This is a genomic window from Halobacillus sp. AWH4_228 (assembly GCF_056158365.1).
The window spans coordinates 3328062-3352496 of the sequence record NZ_JBSWTE010000001.1; the positions used below are offsets into that span (position 1 = coordinate 3328062).

Here is a 24435-nt window from a genome sequence, read left to right on the forward strand (position 1 = left end):
AGGAGTAGTCACATGCCTCAAACCACAGGTGCTCTTGCTGAACGATTCATTTACGCCCTGGACCAGCTGGCCCAGGCTCCTTCCTTTGTAAAATCAAAATATCAGACCGATGTCTATCAGGAAGCCAACCGTTTGATTGACGCAGACGATGGATTTGAAAACCTTTATCAGCATGCCGCACGTTTTGAAGAGGCCGGCGTTTTTCAGGACGGTCCGTGGGAATCCGCTGAGAAACTTCAGCCTCCCCTCGTAGGCGGATCCTTGAAAGCCAAAGGGCTGCCTATGATTATCGAAGTGCTGAGCGAGCTGCGGATGCTGGCTATAGCCGAAGGAAAGGCTTCTAATTCGAGTGTGACCCGTACAATGGCTGAAGAGTTCCTCAATGAAGTCATGGTATTGAACCTGAACCTTCTTTTTCCAGATGCCAGCGAAAGTGCGCGGATTGAAAAGCATGAAAATGACGAGAAAGCTGAAAAACTGTTTACGTTTCTTTCCACTCATTTATCGTCGACCGCCCTCATTCAGACCCTTATTCATGAGATTAAACGGCTGACTGCCCAACGCCCTATCATGATCAAGCGGATCGTATCAATGATCAGGATGGCCAAAGAAATGGTCAGCCAGGATACAGAGAAGAATGATACAACAGAATTGAAACAGTTCATAGCTGCCATTGAAGGCCCCTCACCACTGAGCGGGCAGTTCAAGGATGTCCATGCGTACCGCAGCCAGCTGAAGACGATCCCCAGGGCTGACTTGATTTCAGAAAGTGTCGCGCTTGCCACATCGATGCGGGACACCGGTTTAGTCGCTCCCCATCATGCGACACTGCTGAGATTTCTAAGCAAGCAGAATCCTGGTCTGTTAACGTATGCCCTGAGCCTTAACAGTAAGGGCAGTGCCAACCTTGAAGAAAACCGGGAGTTAGTGATCCAGTTGATCCGCTCGTCCATTTTCCCAGGCACGAGACAAGCCATTTACGGACTTGCGATGATGCTTGAACGCGGGGTCCTCTCCCACTCACCCGTAGCCCCGGGACTGCGCAGGCTCATAGAGCTTGATATCCGGCCGGATGTCAGGAATGCACTCTATTCCACAACCAATACCGGGGAAGGTGTGACAGCCAACAGTATTCTCGTCGCCGGCACCATCCAGGTCCTCGGTCAGCCGATGGGGGTCGGGCAAGGATTTAATCCGACCTGTCAGGCTGCGAGAGGAATCAGCTTATGGGCCCAGCATGCCCCTGGATTCCTGCTCGAGATCATTCCGAGAGCAGCCAGAGATGGGGACTTGGATTTCACATTTGAAGGTGCTCAGATCCATTCCAAAGACTTAAAAGGCGGGCTCGCCCCCGATCTTCATAAAGAGCTTGACCCTGTATCCCTCGTACTCGTCCCGCACTTAGATAAAATTTACAGCGAGATGATGACACGTGTTGCCCTCCGCGGAGAAGACGGCCACCGCTGGGTAAACCCGGCTTTTTACGGCAACTGGGTGCAGAAAGGGTTCAGTTCGGTCTTCGATCCCATCACAGGGTATGTTCTGGATTACAACGGATTTATCAAGCTCTTCTATGCGACCCATCATCCAGACTACAATGACGACTATGAATTGATTTATCCGAATCCTGTCGGCATATTCATTACAAATGTCCATGGAAAGCTGCTCGGTCTGCATGCCGTTTCCATTACAAGGATTGCAAAAGACCCGCAGGGCATTTACCGTATCTACTTCTACAACCCGAATAACGACGGCTCCCAGAACTGGGGACAGAATATTGAGCCAAGCGTAAACGGGAGTGGAGAACAGGAAGGGGAAAGCTCGCTTCCCTTTGATGCATTCACATCAAGGCTGTACGCTTTCCATTACAACCCTTATGAACAGGGAGATGCCTACGCTGTTGAAAACACGATCGTACAGAATATACGTACGCTTGCTCAGGAAAGCTGGGGCAGAGATTACACGTGGGTATAACAAAAACCCGGACTCATTTGATATGAGTCCGGGTTTTTAAAGTTTCACTCCTTATACCCCTCCGTCCCTGAGAAATATTCTTCAAGTAATTCTCCTAAGGTTATCCCCCAGCGATCCATGATCCTCCGCTCAAATCGGGCAATGGAAAATTTCCGCTTCAAATCAAGCGCATGTTCCGACATCCCCATGAAATCAGCCAGAGCTAATAATTCTTTGTAGGCAAGCTTTTCCGTCATCATCGTTCCACAAGCCTTACCATAGGCTTCATACTTCACCCGGGCTGCTTCCAGCACATGAATCAAGGGGCGTGTTTTGAAGTAATGAACAGCTTCTGCCCGTCTGCTCTTTTTATTCACTCCCTCCACTCCGTTCCATCATTTTCCTTAATGTACTATATGTATGCAGAAGGCTCACCGTTCAACATTCCCCTTGCCGTCAGAATTAGAAGAATGTCCAGCATTGCGGTTTTTCGGGTTGGTTGAAAAGATCGACCGGCTTGGATACAGTGGCTCTGCCTGATTTTTCAAGTGCGTTTAATGACACACACCCCATCATTAAGGAGGAAAACGAGCCGATATCAAGTTCTATATGAACCTCCGCCTCCTCTTTGGCCGGGGATGGTCTCCCTGCCGCAAACTGCCAGACAGCTTCATAGGTTTCCCCAAGCAGACTGTCTTTCACTGTCCATCCCACCCGGATTGTATCTCTGCCGAAGGACTGATGGGTAACAGCATCCAGGAAAGCCGGGATATTTATAATGCGGTACATCAGTCCGCGTCCCTGCTCAGCGGTTTTATGGTATATAGAATGAATTAAATGATTCTCTTCGTGGACAGGATTATGTAATGTGAAACTGAAATCTTCATCAAACGTCGGAAATCTGACCGATTGGACCTGGTCTTTCTGATTATGCAGCTGGGTTAAAAGAGATTGATAAGCTTCCTTCGTCGTATAGAAAAAGTTTTTGATGTGCAGGTCGTTTTCAAGGAAGTGCCCTCCTGCCTTGAATTCGAACGTCATATACCCTTCCAGTCTTCCATTATTCCGAACCCCGATCGTATGTTGCTCCGGCTTCTCTAAAAAAGCAAAACCATAAGGAGGGATATCCGTGGCGCCATGGGTCCGGCCGGCCCAGGTCTGGTAGCAGGTATGAACCTCCTCTACGTGATCAGCGGTGAGCATCTGAACGTCCAGGCTCGGTTGAAAACCCGGGAGTTGAGCAGGATGAAACTGATAGACAGACAACGCCGGGCCGATCCCAAAGCCCATTTTTTGATAGAAGGACGGCTGAAAAGGATAAAGGTGCGTCACTATACGTCCATCTTTTCTGGCATCCAGTAAAAACTTCGTAATGATCCGCTTGGCGTGTCCCTGTTTTTTGTAAGGAAGATCTACGGCTACCGTGCCTATCCCTGCGCCTTCTACTTTACGGTCATACACTTGAATCCTATGATCGTAAGCAAAATAACCTCCAATAAGGGAGGAGCCGTCGTACAATCCTACTGGATGGACATCTTCGTACCCGGAAATCTTCCTGCGGTGAGTGGTATAGCGCTCCTGGTCCTCCGCTGTCAAAAGGTTCATTCCGGGATAACACCGGCGGGAGAGGTCTGTAAATGCTTCAAAGTCCTTTAATTGTTTAAACTCCATGAAATGCCTCCTTTATTATTCCACTCTACCATTTTCTCTCATTACGATTTGGAAATCTATTGTTTCGGCTGTTCAGAGATGGGGAAACATAAATCAACGAAAGAATGGAGGTTTGTCCCGTGAAAGATACGGCTGCTAGAACAGCATTCAACTGTTCCACTGAATACGGTCAACTGCTGGACGTACTCGTCTCGGAGCCCCGTCATATGAGAATTGAAACTAAAATCAATGAAACACAGAAACATTATGAGGAAATACAGACGAATGCAGCGTTACAGCAGCACAGGGATTTTGTCCACCTTCTAAAAGCGGAGGGGATTACCGTCCACCAGCTCCCCTCTAAATCCAGCCTGCATGAACAAGTTTTCACAAGAGATATCGGCTTCGTCATCGGTTCTCATTTCTACACCAGTTCTATGAAAGAAGATGTCCGTAAAGGTGAAACGAGTGAATTAACGGCCTGGATGAACAGCCGTGACACGAATGACATCCGTACTTTTCACCATCCGATAGAAGGCGGCGACGTCCTCGTCGATGGAAACACAATCTGGATGGGTCACAGCGGGCGTACTTCGATGGAAGCTGTTCAAGAACTCAAACAGCAGGAACCGGATAGAGATGTGAACGTTCTTTCACTTGCGGATGGAATCCTTCATCTGGACTGTGTATTGAATATCCTGGATGCTCACACAGCCATCGCTTATCCAGAAGCGTTTACAGATGAGGGTTGGCAGATGATCCGGGATCGGTTCGAGGTCATCCCTGTCACAAAGGACGAAACGTTCCATATGGGTCCCAATGTGCTTTCGATTGGCAGAAACAAAGTGATCAGCCTCTCCCTTCACACCCGGTTGAATGAGATCTTGGAAGAGAAAGGGTTCGAAGTGCTCCCCATTGATTTTTCAGAAATTATTAAATCCGGCGGGGCTTTCCGCTGCTGCACCCTCCCTTTGTATCGGGAAGATCCAAGAGATGCATCTGTTCAATGATTATATAAAGAAAGGTGGTTGGTTTCATGGATACGCAACAATATTTCAGTAAAACATATCAAGAATCGCGCGATCGTTTTCGGAAGCTGCTTCCTCAGGTAAAAAAACAGTGGCCACAGGCTTCCCTTCATACCGAATACATCGGAAATGAAGAAGATTTAACCATCGACTTCATTTATGCCGATGCCACTGTAAACAATGATCAGGTCATGTTCATGACGACAGGTGAACACGGAATCGAAGGATACGCGGGAGCGGCCGTTATAAAAATGTTTGTCGAAAAGCACCTATCCGGCATGGATGCGGATCATACAGGATTATGCCTCGTCCACAGCATTAACCCTTGGGGGATGAAGCATTTCCGCAGGGTCACAGAAAATAATGTGGACTTAAACCGGAATTATATTTATAAGACTGAACATGTGCCTGAGGATTTGAACACAAACTATCGTGATGCAAGCCGTCTGTTCCAGCCGAATGGCAGCTTAAAGGAAATTCCAAGAGAAAAGACAGCTCTCTATGAATATTTGACCAAAGGAATGGCAGAACAGGGATACAAAGCCGTGAAGTCCGCCAAGGGCATGGGACAGTATGAATTTGAAAAGGGCGTTTATTATGGAGGAAAAGAAGAAGAATTGTCTGCTTCCATTATGAAAACGTGGCAGAGGAAAATGCTGAATGACTACAGCCGGGTGATCCATATGGACTGGCACACAGCGCTCGGGCCGACCAATGAAGTGACGATGGTGATTTCAGAACTTGAAGAAAGAGATGTAGATACACTGAAAGAAGATTATCATATGGAGAACATCGAAAAATTCAGTCCCTCAAAAGTCAAAGGTGATTCAACCAATCACTTTTATGAACTGCAGCAAAATGAGTTTCCTGAACGCAGTCTTTTATCGGCGCTGTTCGAGTTCGGTACATTCGGGACAAGCCGCGAGGCGGAGCTTAGAGAGTTCACAACGATTATTCTGGAAAATGAACTGTACTGGGAAGGTGCCGAACACGAAGAAGACCGGCGATGGATCCTGCAGGAACTTCGGAACATGTTCTACCCTGTAGAGCAGGAATGGCGTGAGGCGGTACTCACAGAAGCAGAAAAAGTGATTATATCCGTCATGAAACGCGAAAGTATGGTAAACGATCTGTCAGCAGTAACTTCGATAACTAAAGCCTGAGAGCCAGCTGCCTCTCAGGCTTTTCTGCGTCCTTTATACAGCTGGAGGTCCGAACTTACCCTTTCGGAAATCTTCAAAAGCCTGCTCGATCTCCTCCATGGAATTCATCACGAAAGGACCATACGGGACAATTTCCTCGCGGATCGGTTTTCCAGAATAAACAAGCACTTTAGTGCGCCGTTTTTTGGAACGGATCGTCAGAGTACTATCCTCTTCTCCATTTTCACGGAAAGTAAGCAGGCCGGCTTCGTGTTTTCTCATCACCTGTTTTCCGGGCCCGGTTTCGGCTTCTCCTGCCAGCACGTAAACAAAAGCATTATGGTTTTCAGGCAGGGACATCGTATAAGAAGCCCCTTCTCCCATCGTCCATTCCGTCAACGTAATAGGAACGATGGAATCGAGAGGGCCGGTCACTCCTGCGGTATTTCCAGAGAACACTTTTACACTGCCTCCGTCAAAAGGAACGACAGGGGCATCCTCCTGATAGACGTTCTGATACAACGTATCGGATTGCTTCTGATCCTTCGGAAGATTCAACCACAGCTGGAGCGTATGGGCAATATCATCTTCCACCCCATCTTCTGCGTGACGGGCCGACCACCCGGCATTCATATACTGAACGTCACCAGGTTCAAGAATTTCACGGCCTCCTGCGTTATCTATATGCTCGAGCCTGCCATCCACAACATAAGTCACCGTTTGAAAGCCTCTATGGGGATGATCGGGAAAGGTGCCCTTTTTGAACCAGTCTTCCGCCATCAGGATGAATGGATCAAAATCACGCCATCGTTCGACAGGAAGCACCCAGCCTTTCTGTACAGCCGGAAACCCCATCTCCGTGTATTCGACTCTCCACTTCTCCTTGAGTTCTCTTTGGAATATCATCCAACCATCCTTTCTTCCATTTAGTTGCTACGCATACTATATTGGCAAAAAAAAGGGACCCTTACCCTTTTATATTGTTCAGGATTTTTGTCAGCACTTGGTCCAGATGTACCAAATCCTGCTCACTCAGTCCCTCTGTCACATCCGCGTTGAACGCTTCAGAAACAGGGACGACTTCTTCTTTCAATTTCCGCCCATCCTCGGTCAGATATACCTCCAGGGAACGACGGTCGCTCGGGCAGAATTTCCGTTCAATAAAGCCTTTCCCTTCAAGATTCCCTACCATTCTGGCAATATTCGTCTTATCTTTTCCAAGTTTTTCAGACAGCTGGTTTTGAGTCAGTCCGTCTTTTTCCCACAAGAGCATCATGACTAGATTTTGTTCAGGTGCAAGGTTGTAGGGCTGAAGGCGTGATTTGATTTCACTTGTCAGCTTCAAGTCTGTCTGGTGGAGCTTGATGCTGATGTAATCCTCGACACGTAAGTTCATGGCATCTCTTCTTTCTCTGTCTAAGCTGCAGTTCCTCCGTTCAGTATAAGGTCTGATACCTCTCGAAGTCAAAAGACCTGAATTATCATAAATGAAACGTTATTGAGTCCTCGTTCGTACACAAGTATAATGAAAGAGGATGATATGGGAAAATGTCCCTGGGTCCGCCTGCTTAAACGGCTTTGAAACACCCACGGCTTTTTCAACCGAATTTTACTACAGCTGTCAGGAGGTGAACCAATGAAGAGATGGATCAGCTACAGTTTTTTCCTTGTTTTGATCATCATGGGAGGTTGTTCCTCCGTGCAGGGAGCGGTTGACAACACGTATCCCATGGAGGACATCGTCTATGACGACAGGGAAAACAAATCTGAAATATACCGGGCTTCCAATCAAACGGTAACTACGGTCGCCAATCAGATCATGGATACAAACGAACCGATGTACGAAGCCTCGAAAAACGACCGTCACCTTATGATTTATGATGATCTGCTTGTGCAGGTTTTTGAAGACCCGAAAGACGCCAATGATTCTCTCGTCGAAATGTCTGGAGAAGAATTTGTACGAAACAACTACTCCACTGCCTTCTTTTCTGATTACGGCATTGCCCGTGAGGCTGAAGAGGAATTTGATATGGATTTTGAATCCAGGGGTGGAGGATTCCTATATACCGGGTACATCCTCGGCGGCGGTTATGTGAAGAACAGTGGAAAGCTTCCGACCTTGAAATATTCCTCGGATTCACCGGGTGGTATTCGCGGTGGAGGACCAGGAACAGGAAAATAATGAAAGACAGGAGTGTTTGATTTATGTTTGCCTTTGAATTTTCAGAGATCCTTGATGCCACAGAACTGATGCTCACCCTTGTGTACTGGGTGCTCATGCTCCTTATTGCCGGGATCTGCATGGCCGTTTTTGAAAAATTCACCCCCTACGATGACCGTCAGGAGCTGCTGAACGGAAATGTAGCTGTCGGTACACAGTTTGCCGGTAAATTGATCGGCCTCGGCATCATCACACAAGCGTCCATTGCCCACAACTTGAGCATCTGGGGCGCAGCTATCTGGATTTTGATCGGATTTGTATTAATGATTGCCGGTTATTACCTCTTTGAACTGGTCACCCCTTTCAAAGCAGAAGACGAAATCCGTAAAAACAACGTAGCGGTTGCAATCGTTGCGGCTGCCGTGAGCATTTTCATCGGCTTTGCCGTGGCAGGCAGCATTACGTAAACCTGCGGGAGGTACTTTATGAACGCCCAGAGATACTTATATTTATCATCAGGAATTGTCTCCATCTGCGGAATCGTCTTTCAAGTTCTCTACGGGGCGGCTGGAAGCTACTTGTTCGGGGACAGTGTCCTTTACTACTGCATTACCATCGGCCTTTTTTTAATGGCGATGGGGATTGGGGCGGCTGTTAGTGAACGTTTGAAAAACCGGCTTGTGACCCGGTTCGTGCAGGCCGAGTTTTTGATTGCCATCATCGGCGGTTTTTCTGTTTTTGGTCTGTTCTTTTTCTCTTCCTTCTTCGATCAGGGAACCGCCCAGGTTTATTTGTATATCGTGATTTCCCTGACGGGTTTCCTGACCGGATTAGAACTGCCGATTTTAATCAGGCGGGTGCAGGACATACGGGCGGATATCAGCAAAAGCACGGCCCGTGTTTTATTTTTTGACTATGCAGGAAGCTTGATCGGATCCATCGGGTTCGCTCTTCTCCTGAGGCCCGCACTGGGACTGATCAAAACGGCCTTCTTAGTCGCCGCGATCAACGCGGTTATTGCCTTGTTCCTTACGTTCTATTTTCGTAAAGAAATACACCGTCCGGCTCTTCATAAGCTGAGTGGTGTACTTATTCTGCTTCTGCTCGGTTGGGGCTTTCTTTTTGGTGAAAAATATGCCGCAGCCTTTGAGCAGAGGGTGTATGCCGATCCGGTGATTTATGCTGAGGATACCCAATATCAGCGGATCATCCTGACCAAGGAGCCGAACGATGTACGTCTTTATTTGAATGGACAGCTGCAGTTCTCAGAAAGTGATGAGTACCGCTACCATGAAGCCCTTGTCCATATTCCTATGGCCCTTGCCGAACAGAAAAGGAACGTCCTTATTCTTGGAGGCGGCGATGGTCTCGCTGTTCGGGAAGTGTTGAAACATGAACAGGTGGAAGACATCACACTCGTAGACCTCGATCCGGAAATGACGGATCTGGCCAACACCCATCATGAGCTGCTCCGCCTAAACGAAGGTGCCCTCAAAGATGACCGTGTTAAGGTCGTTCACGCTGATGCTTTTCAGTATCTGCAGGAAAATGAAGAGTTCTATGATGTCATCATCGGAGACCTTCCCGACCCGAACAATGAGGGATTGAATAAATTGTATACCACTCAATTTTATTCGCTCGTCCGTAACCATCTTGCCCCCGGCGGTAAAATCAGCATGCAGTCCACGAGCCCTGTTTTTGCACCTAAAGTATTCTGGACGATCCACGAAACGATGAAGGAAACTGGATTGTATACGGATAGTTACCATCTGGATGTACCAAGTTTCGGAAACTGGGGGTTCACACTGGCCTCACGGGAAGAAATCAATCTCGACAACCTGGAGGTCTCAGACAACCTGTCCTTCTTAAATGAGGAGACCGCACGTGCTTTGTTCGCGTTCGGCAATGATACAGATGCTTTGATTGAGGAAGAGAACGGAGAGACCTTTGATATCCCCGTTAATACGTTGAACCGCCCCGTCCTCATTCAGTTGTATCAAAAAGCCTGGCAGGATTATTAAATTCCAAAAAAGAAGCACACAGCGGTGTGCTTCTTTTTTAATACATACAGTCATAAACGCGGAGCAGTCGTTCCACCAAATGATGACGAATCCGTATTTCAGAATCAGCTGGAGATCGACGGGAGTGGGATGAGATAGGAGGTAATCTCCTTCAGCTGAGCCTTTTTTCCTGCACTTGTAAACAGATAAACATCGCAGAATCCATACTGCCGGCCGCTCTGCATGAGGATCGTTCCGTTCGCAGATCCGGTTCTTCCATGCGTGATAATCTGATCAAAATGAAGCCCGCTGACTTTGTATTCCGTCATTGATTTCAGTTCCTCAGCAAACGCCGCTTTCCCTTGGATGACATAAGTTTCCCCAATGATCCTCCATATCACATCATCAGTCACTTGATCCAGAATATAGGCGGCATCTCCTGTTGCGAAAGCCTCGTTAAAAGCTTTCAGCCATTGCTTTTTCGGCGCATTTCCACAGTCTTCCATACCCGTGACATCGACCGTATGTGTCATAGTCATCCTCCTTTTATAATCGTCACACCCACGACGACAGCCCGTATTTTTCTTCTCCTGTGCCAATCACCGATAATTTTCTACTATAATAGTAGCATAGAAATCCTAATTCCATCCGAAAAAAACGGACGGTGGATTCACCGTCCGCTTGTTCCATTTTCAATGAAAGCCCGAAGCTTCGGAAATAACCGCAGCGCATTACGGTAAAAGACATCTTCCATATGACGGGAGGGGATCAAATCCCCAATGCATGCCGCATAATCCCCGATCGGCACAAGCGGCCAATCAGACCCAAACAAAAGCTTTTCATAGTGTTCACAATAAGTGAGCGCATGACGGATGTGATCAAAATGCCTGCCCCGTCTTTTTTCTTCCACTTCCCCTCCGGCTCCGACGATCCACCCGGAAAGATCTGCGTACATATTCGGATTTTTATAGACCACTTCTGCTCCCGTCAACACCCATGGATCCCCAAGATGAGCCATCATAAACTGGACATCTCTTCTCATGACTGCCGCTTCATCAAGGGTAAGCGGATGGGAATATTTCAACAATCCACGCTCGGAATACGTATCGCCGGTATGCAGGACAACAGGAACTCGGTAAGCTGCAGCCAGATCATACACCGGTTGATAAACCGCATCACAGGCATAAAAGGGGTAGTAGCCTAAATAGATTTTCACCCCCACCGATTCAGGTTTCTGCAGTTCTTTTTCAAGGGCATCAAGCCCTGATCCATCGAGTTTCCAAGGATTAACTCCGGGGCAGACCGCCACTTGACACGGGGGTTCTTCTAAATCCAGGAGCATCGGTGTCGATGCATGACGGGCAGGGAATTCCTCGTGCTCCGTTTCTGTCACTCCCATTCCGATACAGGCTTCAATGCGGTTGTCTTTCATCTCCTTTTCCAATCCACCTGCACAATAATGAACGTGTGAGAGCTTTTCAGCTGTTTCTTTAAAGCTTCCAATATTGGAAAAATGAATATGCGCATCAATGATTTTCACGAGGGAGAATCCTTTTCTGGAAACGCCAGTCCATAAAACAAGTGATGGGCCTGAGTATTTTCTTCACCCCCGCCGTACAGAAAAGCAGGAGAAGTCTGGAAACCCCTTCCATCTGCGGCACTCCAGTTCTGTACAGACTCCAGGTACATCACATCCTGATTCACGTAGCTGCCCGCTTCTTTACTCGCTTGTGGATGAAGAAACGTCATCTTCTTCTCGTGTTCATCAGAACCTATCCACACAGCTGATGTATTTTCCAATTCATATTCTTCTACACCGGCGTAATACGTATGGAAAACCCCGCTTCCCGGGAATTTCAAATAACAGCCGTCCAGTTCCTTTCCGGGCTTGAGGAAAGTCTCAAGATTCACCCTCTCTTCATAAAACGTGCGATGCACAGGCGGGACAATCTCAGCGAAGACCACCAGGACAGGCACACCTGGAAGGGTAAGGACATACTGACGGAGGGTCAGTCCTCTCATCCTTTCATGTTCCTGCAGGGTTGTAGATAATAACAGGCCGCTCCACGTATGGCCGAGTGAATCCGTCCGGTCTGTCCGTGATATGAGGGTATCTTCTTTCATCATGGAATAAGCACTCACTTCCGGGAGCGCAAAACGCAGCCCACCGCCCCATGGATTCCACCAGCTTTTCGGTCCCGCCTCCGGGTATTGATGGTGAAGCATTTCCTGACCCTCATACACCAACGAGTATATGCCGGGAAAATAGGAGGCGGAAGCATGGAAGGATAATCCATCATTTTCCACGGTCCACACACCGCTGCGGCTGGTGACTTCTACTGACTTTTCCCCTGTTACAAGCTGGCAGGTGTGGAGAGCAGCTGCTTGTCCTTTGGAGCGGAAGCGGCCATGGATCGAATGAATCCCTGGGGACGAATGCTCCATCATGATTTCCATTTTCGTACGCTTTTGTTCAACTGTGGTTTCCTCCCGATACGTTTCCCCATCCTGACGAATCGTTAATGAGCCGTGAAGATACGGAGTCAGCAGGGAGCGGAAGGTGTAGGGGACCCGTTCTCCTGCGCGGGATATAAAACGCTGCCCGGCTGCTTCCAGCGCGAACAGCGGGTATTCCTTCAAGTGTTTCCCGTCTTCACCTCTGACAAGGGAACGCCAGTCTTTCCAGCCGGCTGTAGCATTGAAGCCGACTTTTATCGGGCCCAGGATGCGTTTTTCCTGTTCCTCCAGTTCACCTGATTCATACACGATGGCAAAACGCCAGTCGTCTCCTCTTCCTCTGGCTTCCTCCGGCCAAGCGAGGGCTTTCGTGTCTCCACAGGAATTTTTTGAAAACAGCCATGGTTCCGAGATCTCTTCATCTCGCAGGTATTCGGTAAAAGGAATCGATGCTTCCCTATTCACAATGACTCCGTCTCTATACGGAATGACCAGCTGCTTGTACATCGGGTAAACCGGAATCTGCAGGTGAACGCTTTCCTTCGCCGGTCCCTGGTTGATGATTTCGTGATGGACCTCCACCACACCATCGCCAAAAATTTTGATATACGTGTTGAGCAGAAGGCCTGTAAACGCTTCGGATTCAAGTGTCGTTTTCAAAACAAAAGCTTCCGGGAGTTCGATGAATTCCACCGTGGACGCTTCTTTTTTTGAAAATTCCTGACTGAAGGGTCTTCCCAGGTGAGGAGTCATCAGCTTCACAGGATCTTCGTCGGACCGAATCGATCCGACTTCGATAAACTGGTTCCGTTTCTCCATTTCTGCATAGTACGGACCGTTAAAACCAAACCACTTCGTTTCTGTTTCTCCTCCGAATTTAGCTCCATGGCCCGGAAAAGCGTAGGAAAGGCTGGCGGTGAATTCAAAGGAAGACCTGCCCTCTTCTTCGACGGCAACTGAAATCTCTTCCTTCAAAAATCCGTTTTTCCGAAGTGTGATGGGAACAGGGACGGAAACACGGGCACCGCCGTCTATATCCACCTGTATGCTGGGTGTGTGCCACTCCAGCACGTCTTGATCCGGAAGACGAACCGTCCATACTGAAGGCTTCTCCAGGTGACTTTCCATATCCAGATACAACGAACCCTCCTGTCCCGGTCTCCAGCTGGGCTGGACAGTTCGTACCGTGACGTCTCCTGCCTTGATTGGATACACGCCCATTTTCAATGGAACGGACCAGCCGTTTATGTGGACGGTTGTTTCAACTACAGGGTGGGTTTTCCAAGGACTCGGCTTCTGTTCCGGAACCGTCACCTCGACATCCCCGTTCACCGTTACTTCCTTCTCCACCGTAGTGATCATCGGGAGGCGATGGTCCACGAGTTCTGATGACACCCCTTCCAAATGGAACGTGGCTGGGGCTGCCTGTTTGTTGACGACATGAATGCAGGTAGCGTAGGTTTCATTTTCCCGTAGTTTAAAGTCAGGAAGATCCATCTGTATGGAGAAATCATCTGTTTCAATCAAATGAATGCCTCGGCCTGTCCGTTCAAACTGGACCCTGACAAAACGGCCGTCCGGTGCCTGCCATTTATATTCATAAACGGTATGCTTTCCAGCCTGTTGTCCATCCGGCTTTACTTCAATCGGGCGCTGGCTGGTGCTGTACCAGTCATGATCCTGAAAGAATGGACGGAGGACCTCCATTTGCAGCACCTGTGGAATGAAGTTCATCAAGTGAGTCGTATCATCCCGCTCCTCCCAGAAAAATCCGCATTTTTTATAGAGAGGGACCGCCTTAGTGTTGCCCGGCCATGTAAACAAGTCCAGACGCGGCCATCCATAGGCAACCGTTTGATCGATCGCTTTCCTCAATAGCTTGCGCCCGATCTTTCTTCCATGATAATCCGGATGAACGTTCAACAGCGGGATATATAAAGCTTCCTGATCTTCCCTGTACTCCGACAGGCCACAGTAACCGACGACTTTACCGCCGTCGAGCGCGAGGAACAGATTCAGGTTCGTAGAGGCGTTTTCCTTTTCCTTTACATCCTCCGCCGTTGTGACGACCAGGTCTCCTCCCCATTCTCCACGGCTTTCGTTCCACATCTCAGCTGTACTTTCCGCCAACCCATCATGATATTCAACAATGGTTAGATCACCTAAAGTCTTCAATACCGACTCCTCCAGTTCATGATTGATTCAAGACAATAGAGACGATTTACCTTCCTTGTCAAAGGGAGTGAGAATGTTCCTCATACGCATCAGCCTTTCTGTTATGTAAGAAATCACGATCTCTTTTAGTGTATGGTTTTCCACGCACGGAGTAAAGAATATTCAGAAAGGTTAACAAAAAGAAAAGCCTCTTCCCAATGGAAAGAGGCAGCGCTAAGCTTAAGGCAGTTCGTGTCTTTTTACAAACTCAGCCTGCACGATAAAACGTTCAGGAGCTGAGCCGATGAAGTCAAAAGGATAGCACGTCGTCAAAGTTAATGTGGGAGAGTCTTTTTTCACGATGACAGACGTATCTTGTTCATCCGTCACCCAGATCCGGTTAATCTGGTACTCGTATTCATAGCCTCCTTCTGTAAGGTAAAGGAAGTCCCCAGGAACAAGACCGTCGAGGCCGCGGAAGACCGTTTCTCTGTGGCCAGCAAGCGCAGTATGTCCCTTTTCAGACGGAAGAGTCGTATACGACGTATCATACAGGCCGACGCCTTCTTTCAATGTGCTGTCCCCTGTCCCGAAAAACACAGGATAACGCCTTCCGAGTTTAGGAATCGTAAGCTCTCCGATTTCCCCGCCTTCTTGATAGCTTCCGACGGTTTCTGCAGCGACGAAATCTTCGGATGGAGATGGTCCGCTCTCCGGAGAATATGAAACATCCTGCATCTCTGCATCATAAACAGCGACACGACTTTCCGACCACCATTGGAAGCCATTCCAAAATACCAGCACCAATCCCAGCAGCAATAAGGCAACGCTCAGCTTTTGAATCATCGGACCTCTCCTTTATCCCGCAGTTTGTTACACTTTCAGCTGTTTCCTTCTAAAGAAAAGAATGACACCTGCGGCCCCGGCGACAGCTGCGCCGGCCAGCAGCCCCAACGGATAGGAGGTGGCTGTATCAGCCAGAGGTGCACCTTCTTCTTCCTCTTCCGCACCATTCAGCAGTTCAAAAATGATTTTAGCATTGTCCGTATTGTCAATAAATCCAGAGAAGCGATCCGAGGCCGGACCATAGGCATATACCGGAACATCCACACCTGTATGTCCGTCTGTTGTCCATCCTGTACCGGACCGCTTGTTGAAGATGTCCTCAATCGCATTATCCACATCTACCATTTTTTCCTCATCGTCTCCGTTATTTACAGCATCCTGAACGGACATGATCTCTTCTTCTGTTAATTCGAAATCGATAGACTCCGTCAAGGTTTCCTCTACGTCAGCCCCCTCTTCCACAATCTGTCCGGCCATATAATCAGGCGTATGGGAAGCGGCATGGATGACATCGGGATCCCACTTATAAGGACCACCTTCTCCAAGGGAAAACCCTCCTGTAGAATGGTCCGCAGTTGTAACAACCAGTGTTTCTTCATCCTCTTCAGCAAAAGCCATCACTTTCTCGAAAGCTCCTTCGAAATCTTCCATTTCACTCATGGCAGCTACGACATCATTGTCATGTCCGGCCCAGTCAATCTGGCTTCCTTCCACCATAAGGAAGAAGCCTTCTTCATTGTTTTTCAACTTATCAAGAGCGGTTTCTGTCATATCAGCGAGAGAAGGCTGCTCTTCCGGACGGTCGATAGCCTTATCCAATCCGACAGGAGCAAAAAGGCCAAGCACTTGCTCTGCTTCAGAATCCGCCATCTCCTCGGCCGTCGTCACATAATCATAGCCGTCTTCCTGAAATTCCTTAGTCAGGTCACGGTCGTCACGAATAAAATAATCCGTTCCACCACCGAGAAGGACATCAACCTTATGAGCTCCGTCAATCTGATCGTCGAAGTAATCATCAGCAATGTCATTATAATTATGGCGGGACTCATCGTGTGTTCCGTAAGCAGCAGGTGTGGCATGATTGATTTGGGAGGTAGCAACAAGACCTGTGGACATCCCCTTTTCCTTGGCCGCCTCCAGCACTGTCTTCGTATCATCCTTCTCCAGATCTTTGGCAATGGCTCCGTTGTACGTTTTCACCCCGGAAGACATGGAGGTAGCCGTCGCTGCGGAATCCGGAATATTCTCCTTTTCATCCTCTTCGCCGCCATCGTGATAAGGATCATGGGAATAGACCGACTGCATCCCAACAAGATAGGGATCAAAAGCCGTCGGCTCCATGTCCTTGGTGTCCGGATCATCTTTAAAGTAACGGTACCCGGTCGTATAGGCAGGCCCCATCCCGTCACCAACCATGAATATGACGTTCTTCACTTCTTCGTTGTGATCTTCAGCACTTATGTATGATGGGGAATCAGCCGTTCCAAAAAACAGGCAGGACAAGGCGGTCACAGACAACACTTTCTTTGCAAGCTGTTTGTTCAAAATAATTTCCCTCCGTTCATGTGATTACATGGTTCATACTAGTAGCCTTATGTTAATGACAGAATAAGTAATGGTAAGAATGAGTTAATTCCACGTAATAATTATGTAAATCCTTATATAGTGTACCCGGAATCCATCCCCCTACTTCCGCATAAAAAAAGTACGTTCCCATAAGGGGAAACGTACCTTTTAATGGTCTTCATGACTGGAATCTGCTGGTTTCACCGTTAAAGCGGTTGCAATGATAAAAAGACATGTATTGATCCAGAGCATCACACCGTTCCAGTTGTTTTCAAAAAGGGTGACATTCACAAGGGCCATCCCCTGCATCATGAAAATAATCAGCAGTAAAAAATACGAGAGCTTCATGTTATCCCCCCTGTTTATTTCAATTATTACAAAAGGGGAATCGAACCTCAAGCTTTCTCGCGACAAACCTTTATTCTTCAGCCTCCGCAGCCAACGCATCCGCTTTTGTCTTATGGACCGTGCCGAATGGATGCTCTGGAGGAGCGTAGATGGAATACAGCTTCATAGGAACGTCCCCGGTATTTGTTACGTTATGCCACATTCCTGCTGGAATCATAATTGCATAGTCATCCGAAACTTCCCGTTCAAATGTAAGCTGGTCTTTTTCAGGTCCGATTTGTACTTTCCCACGTCCCTGCTCCAGACGGAGAAACTGATCAACATCCGGATGAATCTCAAGGCCGATATCATCTCCGACACCGATGCTCATTAAAGTGACCTGAAGATCGTCTCCCGTCCAGATGGCTGTGCGGAACGTATCGTTTTGAACGGTCGCTTTTTCGATATCCAGCACATAAGGCTGGCCGCCGAAGTCCACAGTCGTTCCTGTTTCTTCCTGACGGGTCAACAATCTGTACCACCGGCCTGCTTCGTCGGCATTACTTTGACAGGCACGCTGAAGACACGGTTCACATGGGGTGCCCTGCAGTGCCCTGAACGCCTGCTGATCATAATTATAGTGATTGAGCTTCATTTCATATGCTTTCTGCAGTCCATCCTGATACGTATTGAAAGCTGGCGGTACGGCCTTGAGAGAAGGCTGCCTTCCTGTCATCTGTCTATAAAGGACGGTCTGCTCATTCAAGACAGCTGATTCTTTTTCAAAAGCCTGCCTGATGACGGATTGGTCAGCAGCAGGAGCATACGAAAAAAGGCGCTGATAAAAATGGGCGGCGGCCGCTTTGGAAGCGATGCTGTTCTGCAGAATATCTCCAGCCGTCTCCTGCCTGTTCATAGGTGGGTATGGATACACATGGATCTTCCCTTCCTTACAATCTCGCCTTATCTTATGCAGAGAGGGGCAGGAACGTACATCCATTAAAAAACCGGTCTCAAAGAAGAGACCGGTTTTCTTTATGTGCCGCAATACGTGCGGTACGGCTGATCCGACGGCTCTGGAGGCTGGGCGTACTCCTCCTGCGCATCGGAATAGGCGTAAGGGTTTTTCAGTTGTTCCATCAGCTGATGCATCACCGAATAGTCATCCTCTTGAATGACTGCTTCCAACGCCTCTTCTACTCTATGGTTCCTGGGAATGATGGCAGGATTGGCCTTCTTCATTGTTTCAAAAGCGAGGTGCAGCGGCTGCTCCTGTCGTTCGAGACGTTTTTTCCATTGATCATACCAGCTTGAAAAAGCGACGGAATGATACATCGGCAGCTCTTCCGGTCGATCAAGCGTCAACGCTCTGAAGGTGTTCGTATAGTCCGATTCCTGCTTTTTCATGATATCCAGAAGATCATCCATCAAGGCTCGATCCTGGCTTTCCTCACTTAAGAATCCGAGCTTATCCCTCATCCCGTTGACCCAGTGTGTTTGGAAATAGGAGCCATAGCGGCTGAGGATTTCCTGAGCCGTTTCGACAGCGGCTTCTTCTTCGTCATCAAGAATCGGTATCAAGGCTTCAGCCAGACGGGCAAGGTTCCACTGAGCGATAGGCGGCTGGTTTTGATAGGCATACCGTCCCTGAGTATCGATGGAACTGAATACTGTTTCCGGGTGATACACGTCCATAAAGGCACAAGGTCCGTAATCAAATGTCTCCCCGCTGATCGCCATGTTATCGGTATTCATCACCCCGTGGATGAAGCCTGTCAGCTGCCATTGGGCAATCAGCGCCGCCTGTTTTTCCACGACCTTCTCATAAAAAGCGGCATACCTGTTTTCTTCTCCTGCCACTTCAGGATAGTGGCGCTGGATGGCGTAATCGGCCAACAGTCGAAGGGCGTCCACATCACCAAGGCCGGCGGCATATTGGAACGTGCCCACGCGTAGGTGGCTGCTGGAGACGCGGGTTAAAACCGCTCCTGGAATTTCAATTTCCCTTTGGATATGTTCTCCGGTTGTCGTAACAGCCAGAGTCCGATTCGTCGGAATACCGAGTCCATACATGGATTCACTGATCATGTATTCCCGCAGCATCGGGGCGAGTCCTGCACGACCATCGCCACGTCTTGAAAACGGGGTGCGTCCGGCTCCCTTCAATTGGATATCCAATCGTCTTCCCTTATTCGTGACCTGTTCACCAAGAAGGACGGCCCGGCCGTCCCCAAGCATCGTAAATTGACCGAATTGGTGACCGGCATAGGCCTGGGCAATCGGGTCAGCTCCGTCTGGAAGCTCATTTCCACTCCATAGTTCCGGGTGTTGTTTGGAATCATCCGGGAGGCCGAGTTCTGCGACCAGATCATCGTTAAAAACGACGCAGGCCGGATTTTTGACTGGTGTCGGTTCCACTTTGGCATAAAAATGTTCCGGAAGCAGTTGATAGCTGTGCTTTAAGTTCCATCCTGTCTGTGTCATGGAATCTCCTTCATTCATAGTAGTGTTATCGTTAACCCTAACATAATTTTCCCCTCGATGCTTAAGATCCTGCATGTGGACGGTCACACTCCTCTGGTGCTGTGGCAGGGGAACGGACCTATCCTTTGACTTGGCCAAATGAGGATTGATCAGAGCATGCTGCACATCCATTTTACAGCATCAAAAAAAAAGACTGCCGAGAATCTTCTCGACAGTCCGCGTCTCTTCTGAAGAAGCCGGGTTCCTGTTTATTGCCCGATCCGCTGAAGAAACTGCTGGGTCCTGGGTTCCTTGGTAGAATGGAACACCTCATCCGGGGTCCCCTCTTCCACAATGGTTCCTTGATCCATGAAAATAACGCGGTCCGCTACTTCTTCGGCGAACTTCATTTCGTGGGTGACGACGACCATCGTCATCCCTTCTTCCGCCAGTTCCTTCATGACGTCAAGAACGTCCGCCACAAGTTCAGGGTCAAGAGCAGATGTCGGCTCATCAAACAAGATGACCTCTACACCTGTCGCCAGAGCGCGGGCGATGCCGACACGCTGCTGCTGCCCTCCGGAAAGCTGGTGGGGATACACATCCAGTTTGTCCCCCAATCCCACCTTGTTCAAAATATCAGCCGCTTTTTTCTTCGCTTCTGTTTTAGGCGTCTTCTGAACCGTTACAGGGCCTTCCATCACATTCTGGACAGCGGTTAAATGAGGGAAAAGATTATGGTTTTGGAACACCATTCCGGTCTGCTTCCTGAATTCCACCAGCTGCTTTTTCTTCTGGGGACGGCTGAAATCAAGGGAGCGTTCCCCAATGGTGATTTCACCGGATTCCGGGGTCTCCAATATGTTCAATGAACGAAGCAGCGTCGTCTTCCCTGACCCTGAAGGTCCGATAACAACGATCACTTCCCCGCGGTTCACGTTCATATCAATGTCTTTCAGCACATGAAGGTCACCGAAATATTTATTCAGTTGATTTACTTTTATCATTGTATCAGCCTCCTACTTTGCGACATATCTTTCCATTCGATTTTCAACCCGGTCCTGAACAAACGAAAGAGCCACACAGATCATCCAGTAGATGAGGGCTGCTTCGGAATAAACGAGTAGAAATTCGTAATTTTGAGCAGCAATTTCCTGAGATTTCCGGAACATTTCCGTGTACGTAATGGTTGAAGCGAGCGACGTATCCTTGATCAGACTGATAAACGAGTTGGAAAGCGGTGGGATGGACACCCTTGTCGCCTGAGGCAGAATGACACGCTTCAACGCCTGTGCGGTTGTCATCCCGATAGACTCGGAGGCTTCCCACTGTCCTTTCGGGATGGATAGAATAGCTGCTCTAATAATTTCAGAGTTATACGCCCCCATGTTCAGGGAGAAACCGATAATCGCTGAATAAAAAGGACTGATGGTCACGCCAAGAGATGGTAGACCGAAAAAGATTATGAATAACTGCACGAGAAGCGGGGTGCCGCGAATGATGGAAACATAAGCGCGGGCCACGCCCCGGAAAAACTTCACGTTCGACAAACGCATCAATGCTGTGATGACAGCGAGCACGATCCCAATAGCGAATGTGATCAGCGTCAAAGGAATTGTATAATATAAAGCCCCTTTCACCAAAGGGAGAAAAGAGCTTGTAAAAATGTCCAGGTATTTTTCCTGCATGTCAGGGTTGGTGAATAGATTACTTAGATACATCTTCACCAAACCACTTCTCGGAAATTTCGAGGTATGTGCCGTCTTCCTTCATTTCTTTTAAGGCTTCATTGACAGCTTCCACAAGTTCCTCATTTCCTTTTCTGAACAACAGACCGCTTTCAGAAGCTTCATCCGCACGAGCGGCAATTTTCACCGGAGCCTCCGGGCGCTGCTGCATATAGTCCAGAACAGACAGACGGTCATTGACTGTTGCTTCAATGCGGTTGCTCGCAATCATCTGCATGGATTCGTTAAAGCCTTCCACCCCTGTAATTTCTGCGTTGTTGGCTTCTGCGATATCACGGTAGTTACTCGTCAGAGACTGAGCTGTATTGACGCCTTCCAAATCTTCAAAGGATTGAATGGAGTCATTGGCTTCGTTGGTCACCACGACCGCTGATGTCTGGATGTAAGGATTGGAGAAATCATACTTCTCCTGACGATCTTCCCTGATTCCGACTTGGTTGGCTACCATATCAAAACGTCCCGCATTCAGGCCAGCAAACATGGAATCCCATTTCGTCTCATTGAATACCGCTTCTACTCCGAGACGGTCTGCGACTTCCCTGGCGATTTCTACATCAAAACCGGTCAATTCATCATTATCATCATGGAACGTATACGGACGATAGGTTCCTTCTGTTCCAATGACGAGTTCCCCATTATCCTGGATTTCTTTCAGAAGGTTTTCCTCTCCGTTCCCTTCTGTTTCAGAGGATTCTCCCCCTTCCGATGTATTTTGGCTTTCCTCCCCACTTGTTCCGCAGGCAGCCAGAACAAGGGCAAGAAAACCGATCGATAATAACCATGTTAATTTTTTCATTTTATTTTCCCTCCGTAATACCAAGTAAATTTATAAGTTTTAATGACTTAGGTATCATAATTCAGATGATATGTCGATGTCAATCGATTGAACTCTTTCTTTTATCCTTTTCCAAATGCCGTAAATTAACCAGCATACAGTCTTGTTCCTAAATCATAAACAGAGCGGGATCCTCATGGGACCCCGCTCTGTTTATGCTTTCAATAGTTTTTTTGAAATCGGTGCAACACCTGCGCTCTGAAGGATAAGCGAGATGATCACAACAGCGAAGGCAAGCGCTGTAAAGGCACCTCCTCCGCCCACTTCGGCTTCAAATGATAAAATGAGAAAAATGGACATCGTTCCCTTTAAACCAGCCCATGTCAAAAGCGCAGACTCGCGCCAGCTGATTTTCCTCCGCCAGTTGGGGAACAGCTGCGTAGAACCGGCAATGACGATGAACCGAACGACTATGGACAGAAGAAAAACGACAGCGGCCAGTCCCCAAAGCGTCGAAACGAGATACCCTGCGGCTTCAATCCCAATCAACAGGAACAATAAAGAAAGGGCCGACGTTTCTACAACTCCCCAGAAACCATCAAGGGTTTCTTTAAAGTGCTCTTCCTTAATCGTTCTTCCGTATTCAAAGGACAACATCAGACCAGCGGATACGACAGCAAGCACACCGGAAACTTCGAGATATTCAGCCAGGTTAAAAATCCCGTAGGCCAGGACGATGCTCAGCATAACCTGGTATTCACGGTTGTGCGTGTAATGGACCCCTTTACTGATCAACCAGCCAAAGGCCACTCCGAGAGCGATCCCCCCGAAGGATACGAGTAGGAACTCACCAAAAAAGGACAGCAGGGAGACATCGGACTTCCCTGTATACATCCCCATCAGAACAGAAAAAATGACAATGCTGGTTCCGTCATTTAAAAGGGACTCTCCTTCCACAACATCCGCCATCTTGTCATCACTCGTCGAGTTCTTCAAGATCGACACGACAGAAACCGGGTCTGTCGGAGTCAGAACAGCCGCCATCAACATCGCCCCTGTCAGGGACAGGGAAAGGAATGGACCGGTCACCGCATAAATCGCAGCCCCCAGAATACCCACAGTTCCTATGATGCCGATGGAAGCCAGAAAGATAATCAACGGGCTGTTTCTTTTGAATCCCTCCGGAGGGAAGCGGTACGCAGATACAAATAACAGAGCGGGAAGAAATACATGATAAATCAGATGCTCTGTTACCTCAATGGTTGAAAAGTAGGGAAGAAACGACAAACCGACCCCAATAAACACCAGGATCATGGGAACAGGAAGGTTTTCCTGCTTTTTGTCCAGGGTGAAGATAAGATAACCGATCAATAACAGCAGAATCGTTTGATTGATGGACATAGGATCCCCCCCTTTTTTTCATCTCTCCATTTTCCGATGTTCCTAAACATGAAAAACCCGGCTATATGCCGGGTCTTCCCATTATTTATGACTTCTGTTTTTTTGCCAGCTGTGCTTTGACCTGGTTGTACGAAAAGCCGGACAACGCATTCAAGCGCTTCACTTCATCCACGTTCGTCCTTGAACGCCGACCTGCTGTTTTTCCCATAAGCTCCACCTCCTTACATGAGGGTGACGCTTATCCTTCCACGCGTGCGGAAGCATAACCGAGCGCAATACCTAAAAGGGCTCCTCCCAGGACTTCAACAGGCTGATGTCCAAGCAGTTCTTTCAATTCTTTTTCACGCTCTACAAATTCAAGGCTGGGAAAATCACCGGATATTTGAGCGACGTTATCTTCAAGGTCGTTGACCAGCTGGGCGATTTCTCCCGTATGTCTGCGGATGCCCTGTGCATCATACATCACGATGACACCAAAAATAACAGCCAGGGCGGTTTCTGTATGACGAGACCCTTTATTCGCTGCAATATAGGAGGCAAGCGCGGCTACACCTGCAGAATGGGAGCTTGGCATTCCGCCGGTGGTCGCCACCTGTTTCACGTCCCACACCCCATGCACTCGTTTATGGGTGACAATTTTCAATGCCTGTGCGATTCCGATTGCTGACAGTGCTGTAACTATTCCTCGGTTCATTTTGTTCATGGTTTACACCCTCCCATTCAGACTACCATGTACCTTCCCGTTAAAAAGTCTCTTTATTCAA

The 24435-nt window shown here is 48.3% G+C and carries 24 protein-coding genes; 6 read left to right on the top strand and 18 right to left on the bottom strand.

All coding sequences use genetic code 11. From position 1 onward, the window contains the following. Nucleotides 1-12: 12 nt before the first annotated feature. Nucleotides 13-1974, top strand: a complete 1962-nt coding sequence (locus ACXADP_RS17325; protein WP_474967474.1) for a hypothetical protein — start codon at nucleotides 13-15, stop codon at nucleotides 1972-1974. 44 nt (nucleotides 1975-2018) lie between these two features. On the opposite strand, the gene ACXADP_RS17330 is transcribed toward ACXADP_RS17325, so the two are convergent. Further along, nucleotides 2019-2330, bottom strand: coding sequence for a hypothetical protein (locus ACXADP_RS17330; protein WP_474967473.1), 312 nt, complete (start codon nucleotides 2328-2330; stop codon nucleotides 2019-2021). A gap of 85 nt (nucleotides 2331-2415) precedes the next feature. Beyond that, entirely contained in the window at nucleotides 2416-3624 is a 1209-nt protein-coding gene (locus tag ACXADP_RS17335; RefSeq protein WP_474972008.1) for a GNAT family N-acetyltransferase, read from the bottom strand. A gap of 119 nt (nucleotides 3625-3743) precedes the next feature. Between ACXADP_RS17335 and ACXADP_RS17340 the strand changes: the two genes are divergently transcribed. Both ACXADP_RS17340 and ACXADP_RS17345 read left to right on the top strand, forming a co-directional pair. Beyond that, the gene (locus tag ACXADP_RS17340) at nucleotides 3744-4613 is read left to right on the top strand and encodes a dimethylarginine dimethylaminohydrolase family protein (protein ID WP_474972009.1); all 870 of its coding nucleotides are present in this window, start codon (nucleotides 3744-3746) and stop codon (nucleotides 4611-4613) included. Nucleotides 4614-4639: 26 nt separating this feature from the next. Next, nucleotides 4640-5794, top strand: coding sequence for a M14 family metallopeptidase (locus tag ACXADP_RS17345; protein ID WP_474972010.1), 1155 nt, complete (start codon nucleotides 4640-4642; stop codon nucleotides 5792-5794). 33 nt (nucleotides 5795-5827) lie between these two features. Here the strand turns inward: ACXADP_RS17345 and ACXADP_RS17350 are convergent, their stop codons facing one another. After that, nucleotides 5828-6679: a pirin family protein gene (locus tag ACXADP_RS17350; RefSeq protein ID WP_474972011.1), complete on the bottom strand. Its 852-nt coding sequence runs from the start codon at nucleotides 6677-6679 to the stop codon at nucleotides 5828-5830. Between the two features lie 61 nt (nucleotides 6680-6740). Next, on the bottom strand, nucleotides 6741-7169 hold the full coding sequence (locus tag ACXADP_RS17355; RefSeq protein ID WP_474967468.1) for a MarR family winged helix-turn-helix transcriptional regulator: 429 nt from the start codon (nucleotides 7167-7169) through the stop codon (nucleotides 6741-6743). A gap of 240 nt (nucleotides 7170-7409) precedes the next feature. On the opposite strand from ACXADP_RS17355, the gene ACXADP_RS17360 reads away from it, so the two are divergent. The 3 genes from ACXADP_RS17360 to ACXADP_RS17370 are packed head-to-tail and all read left to right on the top strand — an operon-like array spanning nucleotide 7410 to nucleotide 9955. Then, nucleotides 7410-7955: a DUF4247 domain-containing protein gene (locus ACXADP_RS17360; protein ID WP_474967467.1), complete on the top strand. Its 546-nt coding sequence runs from the start codon at nucleotides 7410-7412 to the stop codon at nucleotides 7953-7955. Nucleotides 7956-7978: 23 nt separating this feature from the next. After that, complete coding sequence (locus ACXADP_RS17365) at nucleotides 7979-8401, top strand: DUF350 domain-containing protein (protein WP_474967466.1); 423 nt, start codon at nucleotides 7979-7981, stop codon at nucleotides 8399-8401. 18 nt (nucleotides 8402-8419) lie between these two features. After that, nucleotides 8420-9955 (top strand): polyamine aminopropyltransferase, encoded by a 1536-nt coding sequence (locus ACXADP_RS17370; protein WP_474967465.1) that lies wholly within the window; start codon nucleotides 8420-8422, stop codon nucleotides 9953-9955. Nucleotides 9956-10059: 104 nt separating this feature from the next. Here ACXADP_RS17370 and ACXADP_RS17375 read toward each other — a convergent pair whose 3' ends face one another. The 14 genes from ACXADP_RS17375 to ACXADP_RS17440 all read right to left on the bottom strand — a co-directional run bounded on the left by ACXADP_RS17375 (nucleotide 10060) and on the right by ACXADP_RS17440 (nucleotide 24374). Next, nucleotides 10060-10467: a nuclear transport factor 2 family protein gene (locus ACXADP_RS17375; protein ID WP_474972012.1), complete on the bottom strand. Its 408-nt coding sequence runs from the start codon at nucleotides 10465-10467 to the stop codon at nucleotides 10060-10062. A 137-nt stretch (nucleotides 10468-10604) separates the two neighbouring features. Next, complete coding sequence (locus ACXADP_RS17380; RefSeq protein ID WP_474972013.1) at nucleotides 10605-11474, bottom strand: amidohydrolase family protein; 870 nt, start codon at nucleotides 11472-11474, stop codon at nucleotides 10605-10607. Beyond that, complete coding sequence (locus tag ACXADP_RS17385; RefSeq protein ID WP_474972014.1) at nucleotides 11471-14566, bottom strand: N-acetyltransferase family protein; 3096 nt, start codon at nucleotides 14564-14566, stop codon at nucleotides 11471-11473. Before ACXADP_RS17385 ends, ACXADP_RS17380 begins: the two co-directional genes overlap by 4 nt. Nucleotides 14567-14785: 219 nt before the next feature. After that, complete coding sequence (locus tag ACXADP_RS17390) at nucleotides 14786-15391, bottom strand: sortase (RefSeq protein ID WP_474967462.1); 606 nt, start codon at nucleotides 15389-15391, stop codon at nucleotides 14786-14788. A gap of 27 nt (nucleotides 15392-15418) precedes the next feature. After that, on the bottom strand, nucleotides 15419-16939 hold the full coding sequence (locus ACXADP_RS17395; RefSeq protein ID WP_474972329.1) for an alkaline phosphatase: 1521 nt from the start codon (nucleotides 16937-16939) through the stop codon (nucleotides 15419-15421). Between the two features lie 186 nt (nucleotides 16940-17125). Continuing rightward, complete coding sequence (locus tag ACXADP_RS17400; protein ID WP_474967461.1) at nucleotides 17126-17305, bottom strand: hypothetical protein; 180 nt, start codon at nucleotides 17303-17305, stop codon at nucleotides 17126-17128. A 70-nt stretch (nucleotides 17306-17375) separates the two neighbouring features. Further along, entirely contained in the window at nucleotides 17376-18218 is an 843-nt protein-coding gene (locus tag ACXADP_RS17405) for a cupin domain-containing protein (RefSeq protein WP_474972015.1), read from the bottom strand. Between the two features lie 101 nt (nucleotides 18219-18319). Continuing rightward, nucleotides 18320-19768 carry a protein adenylyltransferase SelO gene (locus tag ACXADP_RS17410; protein ID WP_474972016.1) on the bottom strand — a complete coding sequence of 483 codons (1449 nt, stop codon included), beginning with the start codon at nucleotides 19766-19768 and terminating at the stop codon, nucleotides 18320-18322. 248 nt (nucleotides 19769-20016) lie between these two features. Then, nucleotides 20017-20754, bottom strand: coding sequence for an amino acid ABC transporter ATP-binding protein (locus tag ACXADP_RS17415; protein WP_474972017.1), 738 nt, complete (start codon nucleotides 20752-20754; stop codon nucleotides 20017-20019). A gap of 12 nt (nucleotides 20755-20766) precedes the next feature. Beyond that, nucleotides 20767-21468 carry an amino acid ABC transporter permease gene (locus ACXADP_RS17420; RefSeq protein WP_027955788.1) on the bottom strand — a complete coding sequence of 234 codons (702 nt, stop codon included), beginning with the start codon at nucleotides 21466-21468 and terminating at the stop codon, nucleotides 20767-20769. Further along, nucleotides 21455-22291: an amino acid ABC transporter substrate-binding protein gene (locus tag ACXADP_RS17425; RefSeq protein ID WP_474967458.1), complete on the bottom strand. Its 837-nt coding sequence runs from the start codon at nucleotides 22289-22291 to the stop codon at nucleotides 21455-21457. The genes ACXADP_RS17420 and ACXADP_RS17425 overlap by 14 nt, the downstream gene beginning before the upstream one ends. 192 nt (nucleotides 22292-22483) lie before the next feature. Beyond that, a complete protein-coding gene (locus ACXADP_RS17430; protein ID WP_474972018.1) occupies nucleotides 22484-23671 on the bottom strand; it encodes a cation:proton antiporter in 1188 nt (395 codons plus the stop codon). 85 nt (nucleotides 23672-23756) lie between these two features. After that, nucleotides 23757-23879: a hypothetical protein gene (locus ACXADP_RS17435; protein ID WP_474967456.1), complete on the bottom strand. Its 123-nt coding sequence runs from the start codon at nucleotides 23877-23879 to the stop codon at nucleotides 23757-23759. 30 nt (nucleotides 23880-23909) lie between these two features. Beyond that, complete coding sequence (locus ACXADP_RS17440; protein WP_027955785.1) at nucleotides 23910-24374, bottom strand: divergent PAP2 family protein; 465 nt, start codon at nucleotides 24372-24374, stop codon at nucleotides 23910-23912. Nucleotides 24375-24435 lie beyond the last annotated feature (61 nt).